The organism is Amycolatopsis tucumanensis, from assembly GCF_021654135.1.
In the GTDB taxonomy this organism is placed as follows: domain Bacteria; phylum Actinomycetota; class Actinomycetes; order Mycobacteriales; family Pseudonocardiaceae; genus Amycolatopsis_E; species Amycolatopsis_E tucumanensis.
The window spans coordinates 9015-26170 of the sequence record NZ_JAKGSD010000053.1 but is presented as its reverse complement, the minus strand read 5'-3'; the positions used below and the strand labels follow the sequence as shown (position 1 = coordinate 26170).

15 protein-coding genes are annotated in these 17156 nt (G+C 73.4%); 13 read left to right on the top strand and 2 right to left on the bottom strand.

Annotated features, from left to right (window positions below):
- Positions 1-175: 175 nt before the first annotated feature.
- Genes L2C96_RS35370 through L2C96_RS35345 form a run of 6 tightly spaced genes read left to right on the top strand, consistent with a single transcriptional unit; the run spans position 176 to position 5785 of the window.
- A complete protein-coding gene (locus L2C96_RS35370; RefSeq protein WP_237339281.1) occupies positions 176-1477 on the top strand; it encodes an NAD(P)H-dependent oxidoreductase in 1302 nt (433 codons plus the stop codon).
- An 11-nt stretch (positions 1478-1488) separates the two neighbouring features.
- Complete coding sequence (locus tag L2C96_RS35365) at positions 1489-2451, top strand: thiamine pyrophosphate-dependent dehydrogenase E1 component subunit alpha (protein ID WP_237339280.1); 963 nt, start codon at positions 1489-1491, stop codon at positions 2449-2451.
- Positions 2448-3452, top strand: a complete 1005-nt coding sequence (locus L2C96_RS35360; protein ID WP_237339279.1) for an alpha-ketoacid dehydrogenase subunit beta — start codon at positions 2448-2450, stop codon at positions 3450-3452. The genes L2C96_RS35365 and L2C96_RS35360 overlap by 4 nt, the downstream gene beginning before the upstream one ends.
- Positions 3452-4720, top strand: a complete 1269-nt coding sequence (locus L2C96_RS35355; RefSeq protein ID WP_237339278.1) for a dihydrolipoamide acetyltransferase family protein — start codon at positions 3452-3454, stop codon at positions 4718-4720. The genes L2C96_RS35360 and L2C96_RS35355 overlap by 1 nt, the downstream gene beginning before the upstream one ends.
- On the top strand, positions 4717-5445 hold the full coding sequence (locus tag L2C96_RS35350) for an IspD/TarI family cytidylyltransferase (protein ID WP_237339277.1): 729 nt from the start codon (positions 4717-4719) through the stop codon (positions 5443-5445). The genes L2C96_RS35355 and L2C96_RS35350 overlap by 4 nt, the downstream gene beginning before the upstream one ends.
- Before the next feature lie 7 nt (positions 5446-5452).
- Positions 5453-5785 carry a hypothetical protein gene (locus tag L2C96_RS35345; protein WP_237339276.1) on the top strand — a complete coding sequence of 111 codons (333 nt, stop codon included), beginning with the start codon at positions 5453-5455 and terminating at the stop codon, positions 5783-5785.
- 20 nt (positions 5786-5805) lie between these two features.
- Here L2C96_RS35345 and L2C96_RS35340 read toward each other — a convergent pair whose 3' ends face one another.
- Complete coding sequence (locus L2C96_RS35340; protein WP_237339275.1) at positions 5806-8412, bottom strand: LuxR C-terminal-related transcriptional regulator; 2607 nt, start codon at positions 8410-8412, stop codon at positions 5806-5808.
- 143 nt (positions 8413-8555) lie between these two features.
- Between L2C96_RS35340 and L2C96_RS35335 the strand changes: the two genes are divergently transcribed.
- Genes L2C96_RS35335 through L2C96_RS35325 form a run of 3 tightly spaced genes read left to right on the top strand, consistent with a single transcriptional unit; the run spans position 8556 to position 9908 of the window.
- Positions 8556-9218, top strand: a complete 663-nt coding sequence (locus L2C96_RS35335; protein ID WP_237339274.1) for a hypothetical protein — start codon at positions 8556-8558, stop codon at positions 9216-9218.
- Positions 9218-9676 (top strand): cupin domain-containing protein, encoded by a 459-nt coding sequence (locus L2C96_RS35330; protein WP_237339273.1) that lies wholly within the window; start codon positions 9218-9220, stop codon positions 9674-9676. The genes L2C96_RS35335 and L2C96_RS35330 overlap by 1 nt, the downstream gene beginning before the upstream one ends.
- 7 nt (positions 9677-9683) lie before the next feature.
- Positions 9684-9908 carry a hypothetical protein gene (locus L2C96_RS35325; RefSeq protein ID WP_237339272.1) on the top strand — a complete coding sequence of 75 codons (225 nt, stop codon included), beginning with the start codon at positions 9684-9686 and terminating at the stop codon, positions 9906-9908.
- 18 nt (positions 9909-9926) lie between these two features.
- Here L2C96_RS35325 and L2C96_RS35320 read toward each other — a convergent pair whose 3' ends face one another.
- Positions 9927-11717 carry a helix-turn-helix domain-containing protein gene (locus L2C96_RS35320; RefSeq protein WP_237339271.1) on the bottom strand — a complete coding sequence of 597 codons (1791 nt, stop codon included), beginning with the start codon at positions 11715-11717 and terminating at the stop codon, positions 9927-9929.
- Between the two features lie 141 nt (positions 11718-11858).
- Here L2C96_RS35320 and L2C96_RS35315 point away from each other — a divergent pair, with 141 nt between their 5' ends.
- The 4 genes from L2C96_RS35315 to L2C96_RS35300 are packed head-to-tail and all read left to right on the top strand — an operon-like array spanning position 11859 to position 16900.
- The gene (locus tag L2C96_RS35315) at positions 11859-13247 is read left to right on the top strand and encodes an MFS transporter (RefSeq protein ID WP_237339270.1); all 1389 of its coding nucleotides are present in this window, start codon (positions 11859-11861) and stop codon (positions 13245-13247) included.
- Between the two features lie 12 nt (positions 13248-13259).
- Entirely contained in the window at positions 13260-14888 is a 1629-nt protein-coding gene (locus L2C96_RS35310; RefSeq protein WP_237339269.1) for a tannase/feruloyl esterase family alpha/beta hydrolase, read from the top strand.
- A gap of 33 nt (positions 14889-14921) precedes the next feature.
- Positions 14922-16577, top strand: a complete 1656-nt coding sequence (locus tag L2C96_RS35305; protein ID WP_237339268.1) for a long-chain fatty acid--CoA ligase — start codon at positions 14922-14924, stop codon at positions 16575-16577.
- The gene (locus L2C96_RS35300; protein ID WP_237339267.1) at positions 16574-16900 is read left to right on the top strand and encodes a putative quinol monooxygenase; all 327 of its coding nucleotides are present in this window, start codon (positions 16574-16576) and stop codon (positions 16898-16900) included. The genes L2C96_RS35305 and L2C96_RS35300 overlap by 4 nt, the downstream gene beginning before the upstream one ends.
- Positions 16901-17156 lie beyond the last annotated feature (256 nt).

Here is a 17156-nt window from a genome sequence, read left to right as displayed (position 1 = left end):
ATTCCGGCGCGGAAAGGGCCGGCTTCCATTGTGGGAGCCGGCCCTTTTTCATTCTCCGTCGTGCACAAATGTGCAAACAACGTGAAGGGTTGTGCTGGTTATCGCCAGCGTGGTACGAAGAAATCACTGAAGTGCACATGGAGTGCACATTTGTGCAGACGGGGAAGGTGTCGAGATGAGCTACGCCGATCGGCTGCGAGCCCGCGAACGCGAACTGGGCCGCCCGGTGCGCATCGGACTGGTGGGCGCCGGCCAGATGGGGCTGGGTTTCGTCGTGCAGGCCGCCCGGATCGACGGCATGGAGGTCGCCGCGATCGCCGACATCGCCCCGGAGCGCGGGGTGCGGGCCTTCGAGCGGGCCGGGCGCGCGGACGTCCGGACCGGCGGGGACCTGGCGGCCGCGGTGGAGCTGGGACAGGCGGTCGTGGTGGACGACGCGCTGGCGCTGACCCGCCTGCCGGTCGACGTGATCGTGGACGCGAGCGGCGTGCCCGAGGTCGGCGCCCGGGTCGCGTTCGCCGGGCTGCTGGCGGGCAAGGACATCGCGCTGCTCAACGTGGAATGCGACGTCACGGTCGGCTTGCTGCTGTCGAAGATGGCCACCGGACTCGGCCGCGTCTACACCGTGTGCCGCGGCGACGAACCCGTGGAGTGCAAGGCGCTCGTCGACTACGCCCGCGACATCGGCTTCACCGTCGTGTGCGCCGGGAAGGGCAAGAACAACCCGCTCGACCCGGCCGCCACGCCGGATTCGGTCGCCGCGGAGGCCGCCGCGAAGGGCATGAATCCGCACATGCTCGCCAGTTTCGTGGACGGCTCGAAGACCATGATCGAGATGGCCGCCCTCGCCAACGGGGTGGACCTGAAGGTGAGCCGCCGCGGCATGACCGGACCGTACTCCACTGTGGACGATCTGAACCGGATCTTCCGCCCGGAGTCCGACGGCGGGCAGCTGCCGGAACCCGGCGTGGTCGACTACTGCACCGGGCCGGTCGCGCCGGGCGTGTTCGTCGTCGGCCACAGCGACGACCCGGTGGTAGTGGAGGAAATGGCTTACCTGGGCATGGGACCTGGCCCGTACTACACCTTCTACCGGCCCTACCACCTGGCGAGCGTGGAAGCGCCGCTGTCCGTCGCGCAGGCGGTGCTCGACCGCACCCCGAGCCTCGCGCCCGTGGCGTGGAACGCGGAGGTGCTGGCGGTGGCGAAGCGGGACCTGGCGAAGGGCGAACTGGTCGACGGCATCGGCGGCGAGACCGTCTACGGCGTCACCGACTCCGCCCAGGCCGCCCGCGCGGGCGGCCACGTGCCGCTCGGCCTGGTCAGCGGCGCCCGCGTGCTGCGCGACGTGGCCGCCGGCACGGTGCTGACCGCCGCGGACGTCGCCGTCGACGAGACCACCACGATCGCGTCCCTGCGGCGCCTGCAGGACCGGCTCCTGCAGGGCGAGCCGGTGCGGGACCTGGTTCCGGCGTGAGGGGGACGACCATGGATCTGATCGGCGACGCCGGCCCGGCCCGCGAAGCACTGGTCACCATGTGGACGATCCGGCGCTTCGAAGAAGCGGTGGACGACCTGTTCGCGCGCGGGCTCATGCACGGCACCATGCACCTGTCGATCGGACAGGAGGCGGTGCCGGTGGGCGCCTGCCTGGCACTGTCCGAAGGGGACTACATCACCTCCACCCACCGCGGCCACGGGCACTGCATCGCCAAGGGCGCGCGGCTGGACGAGATGATGGCCGAGCTGCTGGCGAAGGAGACCGGGTACTGCCGCGGCCGGGGCGGGTCGATGCACATCGCCGACGTGGCGACCGGCAACCTCGGCGCGAACGGCATCGTCGCCGGCGGGGTGCCGATCGCGGCGGGCGCCGGGCTGGCGGTGCGGATGCGTGGCGGGCAGGAGGTCGTGGTCAGCTTCTTCGGCGACGGCGCGGTCAACGAGGGCGCCTGGCACGAGGGCGTCAACCTGGCCGCGATCTGGGACCTGCCGGTGGTGTTCGTGTGCGAGAACAACCACTACGGGATGTCGATGTCGGTGAGCCGCGCGTTCCGGGTCAAGCAGCTGTCCGAACGGGCCGCCGCCTACGGCATCCCCGGGGTGACCGTGGACGGCAACGACCCGCAGGCCGTGCACGACGCGGTCGCCGACGCGGTGGCGCGGGCCCGCGCGGGCGAGGGCCCGACACTGGTCGAGGCGACCACCTACCGCTGGAAGGGCCACTCCAAGAGCGACAAGAACCTCTACCGCACCCGCGAAGAGATCGAGCAGTGGCGCGAACGCGACCCGATCGCCCGGTTCGAGCAACGGGTCGCGAACACGCTGGGAGACCAGGAAATCCAGGCCTGCCGGGACGAAGCCCGCGAGCGGGTGCGGGCGGCGATCCGCGCCGCCAACGCCGCGCCGGACGCCTCGGCGGACTCGCTGACCGAGGCGGTGTACGCGAAATGACCGCGGTGGCGGAACAGACCCGCACCCTGACCTACGCCGAGGCCGTGCGGGAGGCGCTGGCCCAGGCGATGACGGCCGACGAGCGGGTGTTCCTGCTCGGGGAGGACGTCGGCACCTACGGCGGCGCCTTCGGCGTCACCGGCGATCTCGTGCACCGCTTCGGCGTGGAGCGGATCCGGGACACCCCGATCAGCGAGCTGGGCATCGTGGGCGCGGCGGTGGGAGCCGCGCTCGCCGGGATGCGGCCGGTGGTGGAGATCCAGTTCTCCGACTTCACCGCCCAGGCCATGGACCAGATCGTCAACCAGGCCGCGAAGATCCACTTCATGCTCGGCGGCGCGGCGACCGTGCCGATGGTGCTGCGCGCGCCCACCGGGTCCGGCACCGGCGCCGCCGCGCAGCACTCGCAGAGCCTGGAGGCGTGGTTCGCGCACGTGCCCGGGCTGAAGGTGGTCATGCCGGCCACCCCGGCCGACGCGAAAACCCTGCTGCTGGCGGCGATCGACGATCCGAACCCGGTGATCGTGCTGGAGCACAAGCTGCTCTACAAGCAGAGCGGTCCCGTGCCGGAGGCGGCCACGCCCGCCCGGCTCGGCGAGGCAGCCGTGCGCCGGACCGGGGCGGACCTGACGATCGTGGCCACCGGGGTGATGGTGTCGCGTGCGCTGGAGGCGGCGGAGCAGCTGGCTGCGGACGGGGTCGAAGTGTCGGTGATCGACCCGCGCACGCTCAAACCGCTCGACGCGCAGCCGATCGTGGACGACGTGATCCGCACCGGGCGCGCGTTGCTGGTGCAGGAGGCGCCGAAGACGGCCGGGTTCATGGCCGAGATCGCCGCGACGATCGGCGAGTCCCCCGCGTTCGGGCACCTGCGCGCGCCGATCGCCCGGCTCTGCGGGCTCGACGTACCGATCCCCTACGCGCCCCAGCTGGAACGGGCCGCGGTGCCGCAGGCCGGCGACATCGTGCGGGAAGCGACGGACCTGGTGCGGAGGTGGTGATGAAGGAAACGCCGCTGGTCATGCCGAAGATGTCCATGACGATGACCGAGGGCACGCTCGTCACGTGGCACAAGGCCGAGGGCGACGAGGTCCGCGCGGGCGAGGTCGTGTGCGAGGTGGCCACCGACAAGGTCGACATGGAGGTCGAGGCGCCCGCCGACGGCACCCTCGCCCGGATCGTCGCGCAGCCGGACGACGTGGTGGCCGTCGGCGAGCCGATCGCCTACCTCGCCACCGCGGCCGAGGACCTGCTGGCGGGCCTGTTCGACGGTCCCGCACCGGAACCGGAACCGGAACCCGTGCCCGCGGCGCCGATGCGGGTCGCGGCCGAATCCAAGCCTGCGCCCGCAGCGCGCGAGCCACAGCCCGGCCCCACATCCGCGGCACCAGCGCGCGTCACGGCTGAACCCGCACCCGCGGCCGCAGCGCCGAGGCGGATCGCGGCCGAATCCGAGCCGGGGCCCGCGGCGCCGACGCGCGTCGCGGCCGAACCCGAACCCGCGCTCGCGGCGCCAGCGCGCGTCGCGACCGCACCCACGGCCACACCACCGAGGCGGGTCGCCGCCGTGCCCGCCGCCCGGCGGGTTGCCGCCGAGCGTGGCATCGACCTGGCCACCATCACCCCCACCGGGCCCGCCGCCACCATCCGGCTCGCCGACCTCCCGCCGCCGGCACCGCGGCGCAGCCCGCGCGCGGTGATCGCCCGGCGGATGTCCGCGAGCGCGCAGGTCCCCCAGTTCGTCGTCTACCGCGACCTCGACGTGCCGGCGCGCGGCGACTGGACCACGGTGTTCCTGCGCGCCCTCGCCGGAGCGTTGCGACGGCACCCGGAGCTGAACGCCGAATGGGCCGACGGCGACGTGCGGCGGCACGACCACGTGGGCGTCGCGCTCGCCGTGGACACCGGGCGCGGGCTGCTCGCCCCGGTGCTGCGGGACCCGGACCTCGACGACGGGCTGGCCGAGCGCGTCCGCGACCTGGTCCGGCGCGCCCGCGCCGGGAAGCTCACGCTCGCCGAGATGTCCGGCGGCACCACCACGTTGTCCAACCTCGGCGGGTTCGGGGTGGACGCCTTCCACGCGCTGCTCAGCCCGCCGCAGGCGACGGCGCTGGCCGTCGGCCGGGTGCAGGAGAAGGTGGTCCCGGTGCCCGGCGGCATCGGCCTGTCCCTGCGGTGCACGGTCGGTCTCACGGTCGACCACCGGGTCGGCGACGGCGCGGATGCCGCCCGGTTGCTGGCCTCGGTGCAGGAGCTGCTGACGTTATGATCGGCGGGATGGATCGACGTGCTCACGCCGCCGCCGTCGTGCTGGCCAGCGGGTCCGGGACCCGGGTCGGGGCCGACGTCAACAAGGTCTACCTGCCGCTCGCCGGGCGGCGGCTGGTGTCCTGGTCGCTCGGCGCGTTCGCGCGGGTGCCCGGGATCGGCGTGCTCGTCCTGGTCACCCGGCCGCAGGACCACGAACTCGTCGAGTGGGTGCTGGAACGCGAGGTCGACGGCGCCGAGGCCGAGGTGGTGCACGGCGGCCGCAGCAGGCAGGAGTCCGAGCTGCGCGCGTTGCGGCACCTCGCCGAACGCATCGACAGCGGCGCGATCGACACGGTGCTCCTGCACGACGGCGCCCGTCCGCTGGCCAGCCCGGCGCTGATCGCCGGAGTCCTGCAGGCGGCGCGGCGGCACGGGGGCGCGGTGCCCGGCCTCGCGGCCGACGACATCATGGCCGTCGCGGACGGCGGGCTGGCGAACCTGCCGCGCGGCACGGCGATCCGCGCGCAGACCCCGCAGGCGTTCCACGCCCGCCCGCTGCTGGACGCCTACGAAGAGGCTGCCCGGCAGCGGTTCGAGGGCACCGACACCTCGTCGGTCATGGAGCGCTTCTCCGGGCTGCCCATCCACTGGGTGGCCGGGGAGCAGGAGAACATCAAGGTCACCTACGCACACGACCTGGTGATCGCCGAGCAGGTCCTGGCCTCGGCGAACTACCGGAGATGAGGCAGCGATGGGCACTGTCCGGCACGCGGAACTGACCTGCTCCCGGTGCGGCACGGACACCGTGCACGAGGTCGTCTACGCCGGGCGGCTCCTCGCCGAGGTCACCTGCACCGCCTGCGGGCGGACCTACGGCCGCGACGTGCGCGCCGACTACCTGGCCGACCTGCGCCAGCGGCTGGTCAGCAAGCCGAAGCGCATGCTGCGCCGCCTGCGCAAGGACCCGCTGCGGTTCGCGAGCTCACTGCCGAAGACCGTGCCGGCCAAACCGCTGGAACTGCTCTCGGAGATCCGGGTGGTGTGGCACTCCGGGAAGAACCGGCGGCCGCGGGGCGGCCACTGAACCTCGTCGCGGGCGGGAACTCACATGCCGAGCAGCGCCGCGAACGCCTTCCGCTCCGTTACGCCGAGCTTCGCGCCCGCCCGGTAGAGGTGGCCCTCCACGGTGCGGACCGAGACGACGAGCCGGTCGGCGATCTCGCGGTTGGACAGCCCGTGCGCGGCCAGCGTGACGATCTCACGCTCCCGATCGGTGAGCGGCAAGGGTTGCTCCGCTGACGCCAGGGCGGGTGTTCGCGCGCCTTCGCAGGCCTGGGCCAGATGGTGCGCGCGTGTGGCGGCGGCACGGGCCGCCGCCGTGCGACCGCCCCGCGTGTGCGCGGCGGCGGCTTGGGCGGCGGCGTCGGCGGCGGCCAGCTGATCCCCCATGTCCTCCAGCGCCCGGGAGACGGCGAGCAGCGCGTCGGCGTCGTCGTGGGCGAGCGCGGCGGCGTGGGTGGCGGCGGCCGCCGCCCGGGGACCGTCCACCTGGTCCGCCAGCTCGGCGAGCCGCGGCGCGGCGCCCCGGTCGCCGAAGCACACGGCGACGTGGAGCGCGTAGACCTCGAACGCGGGCTGGCCGCGCTCGGCCGCGAGGCGGGCGGCTTCGCGGGCGCCCCGGATCGCGGCGCTGACCGCTCCTTCGGCCGCCCGCACCCACGCGCGGGCGAGCAGGAGTTCGGGGTCGAACAACGCGGTCGACGGGTGCCGCTCGACCTCCGCGGCGGCCAGCGCCACCGCCGCTTGGCCGGCCTCCCCCGCCATGGCCAGCGCCTGCGTCAGCGCGAGGAGGTTGCCGAAACCCGGCCCTTGCTGCCGGACCGGCCCCAGGCCTGCCTCGGCCTCCCGGAGCCTGCGGATGGCCGTGCGCAACCGGCCCCGGTAGAGCGCGGCGTATCCGAGCAGCGCCACGCCGAGCAGTTGCAGCGGCCCGGGGATCTCGGTGCCCTGCCGGTACCGGGTCCGCGCGAGGTCCTCCACGCCGCGCAGCTCCCCGGCGAGCCGCAGGCCGAACAGGTGGGCTTCGCACAGCCCGAACGACGGAACGACCGCGTCGAACGACCGCTCGGCGGCGGCGTAGCCGGGTGCGGCGGCGGACTCCAGCTCACCCGCCCGGCCGAGGGGTCCCAGCCCGCCGACCGCCGCCCACGCCGCGAGCAGGATCGCGTGCGGCGGCAGCGCGCCGGCCGCCCGCGCCGCGGCCGCGGTCTCGATCGCCTCCCGCGATCGTCCCGCGGCCGCGCGGAAGAGCGCGCGGATCGCCAGGATCGGCGCCAGGGCCTCGGACCGGCCGACGGCGACCTCCGCCCGGTCCAGCACGGCCTCGGCGTCGGCCGGGCGGCGGCAGGAGAAGAACAGGTTCCCCGCGCGGGCCACGGCGACCACGCTGCGCTGGGAGTCGTCGGCGGCGAGCGGGGCGAGCGCGGACAACCGGGCCTCCGCCTCGTCCCCGCGGGTCAGCCAGGACAGTGCGAAGCCGAGCGTCAGCCGCGCCTCGAATCCGCCTCCGGCGTCCACGGCCGTCTGGGCCAGCCGGGCGGCGAGCGGGACGTCGAGCAGCGCGATGGCCCGCTGCGCGGCGAGCGTGTGCAGCCGGGGGTCCGGATCGAGGTCGGAGTCCAGGACGAGCACCGCCCGCCGCATCGTGTCGTCGGCGCGCCGGGCTCCGGTGTCCTCGATCGCCTGGGCGATCCGGCCGCGCAGCCGCCGCGCCCGCAGCACGCCCAGCGCCTCGCGGCGCACCTCGCCGTAGAGCGGGTGCGCGAGCCTGGCCTCCAGCCGGCGCCCGTCCGGTTCCACGGCGACCAGGCCCTCCGCTTCGGCCTGCTCCACGCCCGCGGCGCTGGTCAAGGCGGTGAGCAGGGGGACGCCGAGTGGCTCGCCGAGCGCGAGGACGTCCACCACGTCGCGGACCGCGCCGGACAGCCGGCCCATGCGGGTGGTCACCAGGTCGGCCAGGCCCGGCGACAGGGCGGGGTGGCCCGACCAGCGCCACACCCCGCGAACCACGCGCAGGCCACCACCGGCCACCTCGCCGTCGACGAGCTGGCGCAGGTAGAGCGCGTTGCCGCGGCACAGCGTCCACAGCCGGGCCGCGCCGGCGCTGTCCACCGGGCCGCCGAGCACCGCCTCCAGCAGGGCCACGGTCTCGGCCTCCGACAGCGGCTGGACCTCCAGCCGCTCCAGGTGACCGTCCTTCCACAGCGCGGTCACCGCGTCCGGCGCCGGTTCACCGCTGCGGACCGTGAGCACCACCGTGGCGACGCGGCGCAGCACGAACTGGTGCACCAGCGACGCGGACAGCGCGTCCAGGAGATGGGCGTCGTCCACGCCCAGCACGACACCGCCACGGCCGGTCCCGGTGAGCGCCTCCGTGGCCTGGCGGAGCAGCTGGGTCGCGTCGCCGCGCACCCCGGTCAGCACGGGGGCGAACGCCCCGAGCGGCACGGCACGGGCCGATGCGGTCGCCGCGATCCACACCGTTCCGGCGTGCCGCCTGCCGGCGGCGGCCAGCGCCTCCCGTGCCAGGCGGGTCTTGCCGACCCCGGCCGCACCGGCCAGCACCACGCCGTTCCCCGCGCCGCGCCGCACCACGGCGTCGACGAACCGCAGCTCCTCAGCCCGGCCGGTCAACGGCCAGTTCAGGCCCACGACACGGGACGGTAGACGCTCACCGTCCCCGGCGTCTTCCACCCGGCGGGCGATATCCGAGTAGCGCACTACTCGTGTGCTCCGCCGGCGCGGGGATCAGGCTGGGCGCGGCATGGTTCCGCGTTCCCGAAAGGAGGGACGTCATGGTTGCGGTGAACACCGAGCCCCGGTTCGGCCTGTACCTGCCGCCGGTGGCGAGGTACCTGATGGGTGTGGCCGCGGTGCTGGCCCCGCTGCTGATCGCCGCCGGCCTGGCGCTGGACCTGGACATCACCGGCACCAGCAACACCGCCATCGCGCAGCGGATCGCCGCCGACCTCGACGGCTACCCCACGCAGGCCTGGCTGGGCGCGGTGTCGGCGTTGTTGTGGGCGCCTGCCGTGCTCACCGCCGGCCGCGTGGCCCGGCGCAACTCGCCCAGGCTCGGACTGGCGGGCACGGTGCTCGCGTTCGGCACGGCGATCCCGAGCGCTCTGGACACCGAGGCGCTGGCCTACGTCGCGCTCAAGAGCGGCGTGCCGGTGCCGACCGCGGTGACCATGATGGACACGGCCGACGACATCCCGTCGGGGATTCTCGGTTTCGTCTTCTTCGCCGGGCTCCTCGGGCTGATCCTGCTCGGCGCCGCCATCGTGCGCGGGCACGCGGCCCCGCCGTGGGCCGGTGTCGCGCTCGTCGTGGCGGCGGTGGCCATCCCGGTCTCGTGGTTCTCCGGCTCCGGGGTCGCGGCGCTGATCGCCTGGCTCGTCCTGACCGCGGGGTTCGCCGGGTGCGCCCTGGCACTGATCACCGGCCGGGAGGCGTGATGAACGGCAAGATCCACCTGTCCGGGCCCGGTGAGGGCCTCCCCCTCGCCATGAGCGACGGGATCCACACGGTCAAAGCCGGAGCCGAACACACCGGTGGTGTGTACGAGGTGTTCGAGGTCGACGCACCCCGGGCGCCCGCGGCGCCGCCGCACCGGTCGCCGTGGGCGGGGACGATGTACGTCCTCGACGGCGCGGTCACGGTGCACGCCGATGGCGAGACCCACGACCTCGGGCCGGGCGCGGCCGTCACGATCCCCGCGCAGTGCGCCTTCACCTTCGAAGTGACCACCGAGAACGCGCGGCTGCTGGCGGTCACCACCGGCGACGGCGCGGGCCGGTTCTTCGCCGACTTCGCCGCGACCGTCCCGGCGGACCGGCCCCTCGAGGAGGTCCTGCCCCGGCTGCTGGAGGTGACCCGCCGGCACGGCGTGAGCATCGCCGAACCGGGCAGCTGAGCCGGCAGTGGACAACGCCGCGAGGGGATCCCGTGCGGGCGGGCGACCGTCCACACGGGACGCGGCGATCGCGCGGCTGCCGGAGGTCTACGCCCAGGCGCTGCGGCTGCGCGACGCCGGCGTTCCGCGGTCACGGATCGCTGCCCGGTTGCGGGTGGAACCCCAGTCGCTGGACGCCCTCTTCGTGATCGCGGAAGCGAAGCTCGGCACGTTGCTCGACGAGGACGCATGACTCGCCAACGGCGGCGCCTCACGCCGGGCCGGGCGTGACCGCTCGCAGCCGGTGCAGCCGCAGCCCGAGCTGGAGTTCCAGGTTGTCCTCCTGGCGCCAGTCGACGCCGAGCAGCTCGCCGGCCCGGTCCAGCCGCTTCAGCAGGGTGTTGACGTGCAGGTGCAGCGCCCGCGCGGTCGCCGCGACGTTGGCGCGGTTGGCGTAGTACGCGTCGAGCGTGCCGACGAGGTCCGTGCCGCGCCGGTGGTCGTAGTCCAGCAGCGGGCCGATCGTGCCCGCGACGAACCGGTCGAGGTCGCGGACCCGTTCGGTGTCGAAAACCATGGCGTAGAGGGCGTAGCGCGCCGTGGTGGCGCCCAGGTCCGTGTGCCCCAGCGCGCGCACCACCGCGCTGCAGCGGCCGGCCAGTGAGAAGGCGCGGGCCCAGTCCTGGTTGACCGCCCGCTCCCCCACGACCGTGACCGGCGCGCCCGCCGCGCGGCGCAGGCGCCGGTGGACCTCCTCGACGGTCCGGTCGTCGTCGGCGCTGGGCAGGATCATGGTGGCCCGGCCCAGGTGCTCACCGGCGAGTCCGGCGCGGTCCCTGGCGATGTCGTGCAGGTGCCGCGACAGCTCGGTGGACGACAGCGCGGCGGAGTCGGCGACGAGGACCAGGTCCAGCCGGTCGACGTCGATGTTGCGGGCCCGGGCGCGGGTGCGCTGGGCCGCGCTGGTCCCGGGGCTGCCGACCATCAGCTCGGTCAGCAGCTCCCCGCTCAGCCGCTCGCTCGCCTCGGCGACGGCCCGTTCCTTGAGGATGAGCAGCCCCAGGATGTGGGTGGCCCGTTCCAGGGTGCGCACGTCCATGTCGTCCCGGACACCGCGGTCGCCGCCTGCCGCCCGGCTCCACGCCAGCGCGCCGAGGAAGCTGTCGCCGGCCTGGATCGACGCGACGCTGTGGGCGACGCCCGCGCCGTCGACCGACGTGGTGCACCGGCCCGATCGCTGTGCGTTCCGGAAAGCCTCGGCCAGGTCGTCCCCGGCGGGAGCCCGGCACGGGTCCGCCGCCGAGTCCCCGCGAACGACCGCGACGCCGGCCCGGTCGAGGAGCGTGACACTGCCGCCGAGCTGATCGGCGAGGAGCTGAACGACGTCGCCGGGCGTCCCGCCCTCCAGCACCACGCCGGTGAGGGCTTCGTGGCTCGCCTGCGCCCGCTCCATGACGGCCACGTGCTCCTCGATCTTCCGGTACGCGATCCGCAGCTCCTGCAGGGCGGTCCGGCTGGCGTCGTAGAGCCGGGCGTTGTCCAGCGCGACCGCGGCGTGATCGGCGAACGCGCTCAGCAGGGCGATCTCCTCGGCCTGGAAGGACCGCTCGGACCGGTCCGCGGCGAACAGGGCGCCCACCGCCTCGCCCCGGATCACCAGCGGCACACCGAGCAGCGCGACGAGCCCCTCGGGGCCGACCACACGGTCGAAGTCCGGGTCGTGGGCGATGCTGGTGGCCGCGGCGTAGTCGCGCACCCAGTGCGGGCTCCGGGACGCCAGCACCTTGCCGCCCAGCCCCACGTTCGCGGGAATGGACGCGGCCAGGAACGACGCGGAGATCGTCCCCTCCGACGCCCTGGCCGACAGCCTCCCGTCCGCGCCGACCAGCGACAGGTACGTGAAGTCCGTGCCGATCAGGTCGTGGGCGTGCCGGACGATCGAGCGGAGCACCTCGTCGAGCTCGCCCAGCGCGGTGAGCGACTTGGCGGTCGCGTACAGGGACGTCAGTTCGCGCTGACGGCGCATGAGCGGGTGCGATTCGCCCGCGGGGTCGCCGGCCACAGTGCCATACCTCCTCCGCGCCAGAGGGAAGAAAGAACCACCAGAACGGCGTGAGGTGTGGATGATACACACCTCAACCACCCGGCAGTGACGCACCTAACCTGACCGCCATCACCCGTGCTCCCAACGAAGGCGGCATGTATGGCAACCCCGCTCGCGCAACCCGACGGACAGCCCGGACAACTCGGCTCCGGCACGCCCACGGCCCCGCGCCGGTCCTTCCGCAAACTGCTGGCGGTGGGGCTCATCGGCAGCTCGATCGAGTGGTACGACTTCTTCCTCTACGGCACCGCGGCGGCGCTGGTGTTCCCCAAGGTGTTCTTCCCGCACTCCTCGGCGCTGACCGGAACCCTCCTCGCCTTCAGCACCTTCTGGGCCGGCTTCGTGGCCCGCCCCATCGGCGGGGTGCTCGCCGGGCACCTCGGCGACAAGTACGGGCGCAAACCGGTGGTGGTCACCTGCCTCGCGCTGATGGGCGCGGCGACCTTCCTGATCGGGTGCCTGCCCAGCGCGGCCAGCATCGGCGCGCTGGCCCCGACGCTGCTGGTCGTGCTGCGGTTCGTCCAGGGGCTCGCGGCGGGCGGCCAGTGGGGCGGGATCGTGCTGCTGCTCACCGAATCCGCGGGCGCGAAGCGGCGCGGCTTCGCCGGGACCTTCGGGCAGACCAGCGTGCCCGTCGCGGTGATCATCTCGAACCTGATCTTCGTGGCGGCCAGCAGCCTGATGCCGGACGACGCTTTCCTCAGCTGGGGCTGGCGCATCCCGTTCCTGGTGAGCGTCGTGATGTTCGTGGTCGTCCTCTACATCCAGACCAAAGTGGAGGACACGCCGGAGTTCCGCGAGTTGCAGCAGCGGGCGTCGCGGCCCGAAAAAGCGGTGGTCCGGGCGCCGCTGGCGCAGGTGGTGCGCACCAAGTGGGGGACCATCCTGCTCGGCTGCGGGATCCTCTCGGCCACCAACAGCCTGTTCTACGTCAGCATTTCCGGCCTGCTGAGCTACGGCACCGGCTCGCTCGGGCTGGAGCGCAACCCCCTGCTCGCGGTCGTGCTGGCCAGTTCGGTGGCGATGCTGGTGACCATCCCGTGGTCCGGCCACCTCTCGGACAAGGTGGGGCGGCGGCCGCTGATCCTGATCGGCGGGCTGGGGGTCGCGGTCTGGGCCTTCCCGTACTTCTGGCTCGTCGACAGCGCGTCGCTGCCGCTGATCTTCGTCGCGGTGGTGGTGGGTTTCGTGTTCCAGTGCCTCACCTACGGCCCGATCGCGAGCTTCCTCGGCGAGCTGTTCGCGCCCAACGTCCGCTACTCCGGCGCGTCGCTGGCCTACCAGCTCTCCGCGATCATCGTCAGCGGTGGCACGCCGTTCCTCATGACCGCGCTCATCGCGCAGACCGGGAGCACCCTGCCGGTCGCCGCCTACATCGCGCTCATGGGCCTGATCACCTTCGTCAGCGCGTGGTTCCTGCCCGAGACGAACCCCGCCCAGGTCCGCGAAGATCCGCACGCCGTGCCCGGCGCGCACCTCTACCGCTGAAACGAGGACGGCATGAAAACCTCGCGTTGGTCAGCCGTGCCCGCGGCCCTCGTGCTGCTGGCGACCGGATCCCCCGCGGCGGCCGCCGCCCCGCCGTCGACGCCGGTGTGCGCGCCGCTGGCAGGAATGGACATCCCGGCCTCGGCGATGAGCCTGCCGACCTCCGGCGGGCGCGTCACGGCCGCAACCGCCACGACCAGCGTGGTCAGCGGCGAGACGATCGAGTACTGCCGGGTCGACGCCGACATCTTCCCCGTCGACCCCGCCGCGCCCGCCATCAAGATGCGCGTGGCCCTGCCGTCCGGCTGGAACCACAAGGCGATCATGTTCGGCGGTGGCGGCTACAACGGCACCATCCCGGACCTGACGGCGAACGTGCCGTTCGGCCCCGCCGACCAGCCGGCGCCACTCGCGCGGCGGTACGCCACGTTCGCCAGCGACTCCGGCCACCAGCAGGGCCCGGCCGCGCTGCCGTCGCTGGACGGGTCGTTCGGCGTCAACGACGAGGCGCTGCGCAACTTCGCCGCCGGCGACGCGCTGAAGAAGACCCACGACGCCAGCCGGTACCTCATCCGGCAGGCCTACCGCGCGAAGCCCGCCGAGGTCTACTTCGCCGGAGGTTCCACCGGCGGCCGTGAAGCCCTCGTCGTCGCGCAACGGTGGCCGGAAGCCTTCGACGGCGTGATTTCCGCCTACCCCGCCTGGAACAACCTCGCCGAGGTCCTGTACCTGGGGCACCTGACGCAGATCCTGTCCCGGCCCGGCGCGTTTCCCGGGCCGGACAAGCAGACGCTCCTCTACACCAGCGTCATCGGCGCGTGCGACGGCCTGGACGGCGTCGCGGACGGGGTCGTGTCGAACCCGGGCGGCTGTCACTTCGACCCGCGCACGCTGCGCTGCCCGGACGGCGCGGACACCGGGCCGGGGTGCCTGTCGGATGCGCAGATCGCCGCCGTGACCGCGATGTCCACCCGGTTCGAGTGGCCGTACCGGATCGCCAGCGGCGAAACCGGCTACCCCGGTTTCCCGTTCCTCTCCGGCGCGGACATGCGCACCCCGTTCCTCGGGTTCGGCACCACCGCGCCGGCCAACCCGATGCCGCTGACCAGCGGTTACGGCATGCAGTACTGGGACCAGTGGGTCAAGTACTTCCTGACCCGCGACCCCGGCCACGACCCGCTCGCCGTGGACCCCCGCGACCCCGGGCCGTGGCTGGACCGGATCAGCAGGCTGTCGACGATCCAGGACCGCAACGACGTGGACCTGCGCCGCTTCGCGGCCCGCGGCGGCAAGCTGATCCTGCTGCACGGCGCGGCGGACGAGCTGGTCTCGGACCGGTCGACGAGCGATTACTACCGGCGGGTGCGCGCGGAACTCGGCCCGCGGACCACGGACGGGTTCCTGCGGTACTACGTGGTGCCCGGAGCCAACCACGCGAACGCGGGCACGCCGGCGTTCGCCGCGGGCTGGGACTCGCTGTCCGCGCTCGAACGCTGGGTCGAAAGAGGACAGTCGCCGGTGGACCCGGTCGTCACCGACACACGCCACCAGCGCACCCGTCCCCTGTGCGAGTACCCGGAGTGGCCGGAGTACCGCGCGGGCGACCCGGACCGCGCGTCGAGTTTCGCCTGCACCCGCTGACCCCGACACAGGAAGATCCCCATGCTCGGCTTGATGCAAGACCGTCCCCTGTCCCTGCCGCACGTGTTCCGGCGCGTCGAACGCCTCTTCGGGCACAAGACCGTGGTGTCCGGGCGGGTCGGCGGCGAGACCACGACGACCTGGGCGCAGGTGTGCGCGCGGACGCGGCGGCTGGCCGCCGCCCTCGACGAGCTCGGCGTCCCGGCCGGCGCCCGGGTGGGCACGTTCGCGTGGAACAGCCACCGGCACGTCGAGCTCTACCTGGCCGTGCCCTGCACCGGGCGGGTGCTGCACACGATCAACCACCGGCTGTTCGGCGAGCAGATCACCTACATCGTCAACGACGCCGCCGACGACGTGCTGTTCGTCGACCGCTCCATCCTGCCCGCCGTCTGGCCGCTGGTGGGCACGTTCACCACGGTGCGGGCGGTGGTGGTGATGGACGACGGGAGCGACGCCGAAATCCCCGACGACGACCGCATCCACGACTACGAGGAGCTCCTGGCCCGGGCCGGCGACACCGGCCGCGAGTTCACTGTGGACGACGAGAACACCGCGGCCGCGTTGTGCTACACCTCGGGCACCACCGGCGATCCCAAGGGCGTGCTCTACAGCCACCGGTCGGTGGTCCTGCACGCCGCGCTGTTGCTGATGGTGGACACCTTCGGCATCAGCGAGCGGGACGTGGTGATGCCGATCGTGCCGATGTTCCACGTCAACGCGTGGGGCCTGCCCTACGCGGCCATGCTGTGCGGGGCCGATCTGGTGCTGCCCGGGCCGGCGATGTCCCCGCCGGAACTGGCGGGGATGCTCGCCCGCCACCGGGTCACGTTCGGGGCCGCGGTCGCCACGATCTGGCGTGGCCTGGTGCCCCTGCTCGGCGAGCACGACTTCTCCGCGGTCCGCCAGATCGTGTCCGGCGGGGGCGCGGTCGACGAGGCGCTCACCCGCGCCTACCAGGACGCGATCGGGCTGCCGCTGACCAACGCCTGGGGGATGACCGAAACCAGCCCGGTGGTCACCACCTCGCGGATCGCCACCGTGCACGACGACGACCCGGGCGAACAGCGGCGGGCGCTGCTCGCCACCCCGGGGCCCGCCGTGCCGCTGACGGAGGTCCGCATCATCGGCGACGACGGGCAGGAGGCCCCGTGGGACGGGCAGACGCCGGGCGAGTTGCAGGCCGCCGGCCCGACGATCGCCGCGAGCTACTTCGGGTCGCGCGACGGGGCGGACGCCTTCACCGCCGACGGGTGGCTGCGCACCGGGGACGTGGCGACGATCGACCGGCACGGCTACGTGCGGATCGTCGACCGCACCAAGGACCTCGTGAAGTCGGGCGGCGAGTGGATCTCCTCGGTGGAGCTGGAGAACGCGATCATGGCGCACCCCGGGGTCGCCGAAGCCGCGGTGATCGGAGTGCCCGACGACAAGTGGGGCGAGCGCCCGCTGGCCTGCGTGGTGCCGGCCGCCGGGGCCACGCTCACCGCCGAGGAGGTCCGGGACCACCTGCGGGGCCGCGTGGCGTCCTGGTGGCTGCCCGACGAGGTGTTCTTCTGCGACGAGATCCCCAAGACGGCGACCGGGAAGTTCGCCAAGCAACGGCTCCGGTCTCAGATCGAGACAGCTCGCGGGAGTTCCGGGTGCTACACCAACCGGGACACTGTGGCACGAAGGAGCAACGAATGATCTTCATCACAGCCAAGTTCCGCGTCAAGGATGAGCACGCCGACCGGTGGCCGGACATCGCGCGGGAGTTCACCGCGGCGACCCGCGCCGAGCCGGGGTGCCTGTGGTTCGAGTGGTCTCGCAGCCTCGACGACCCGGCCGAGTACGTTCTGGTGGAGGCGTTCCGGGACGCCGACGCCGGGGCCAGGCACGTGCGGTCCACGCACTTCCGGGCCGCTCAGGAGACGCTTCCCCGGCACCTCGCCGCGACACCGCGGATCGTGAACACGGTCCTGGACCAGGACGACTGGTCCCCGCTCGGCGAGATGGCCGTGCGGGACTGACGTTGCCGGTGGGGCGGCACTCAGCTCAGCATCGGCTCGACCCGGCAGCCACGCGGAACCGGCCTCACCGGCGGAAGCGGCGCTCAGCATCGGCTCGACCGGGCAGCCACGCAGAACCGGCCTCACCCGCGAAGCCGCCCCACCTCAACACCGGCTCGACCCGGCAGCCACGCAGAACCGGCCTCACCCGCGAAGCCGCCCCACCTCAACACCGGCTCGACCCGGCAGCCACGCAGAACCGGCCTCACCCGCGGCG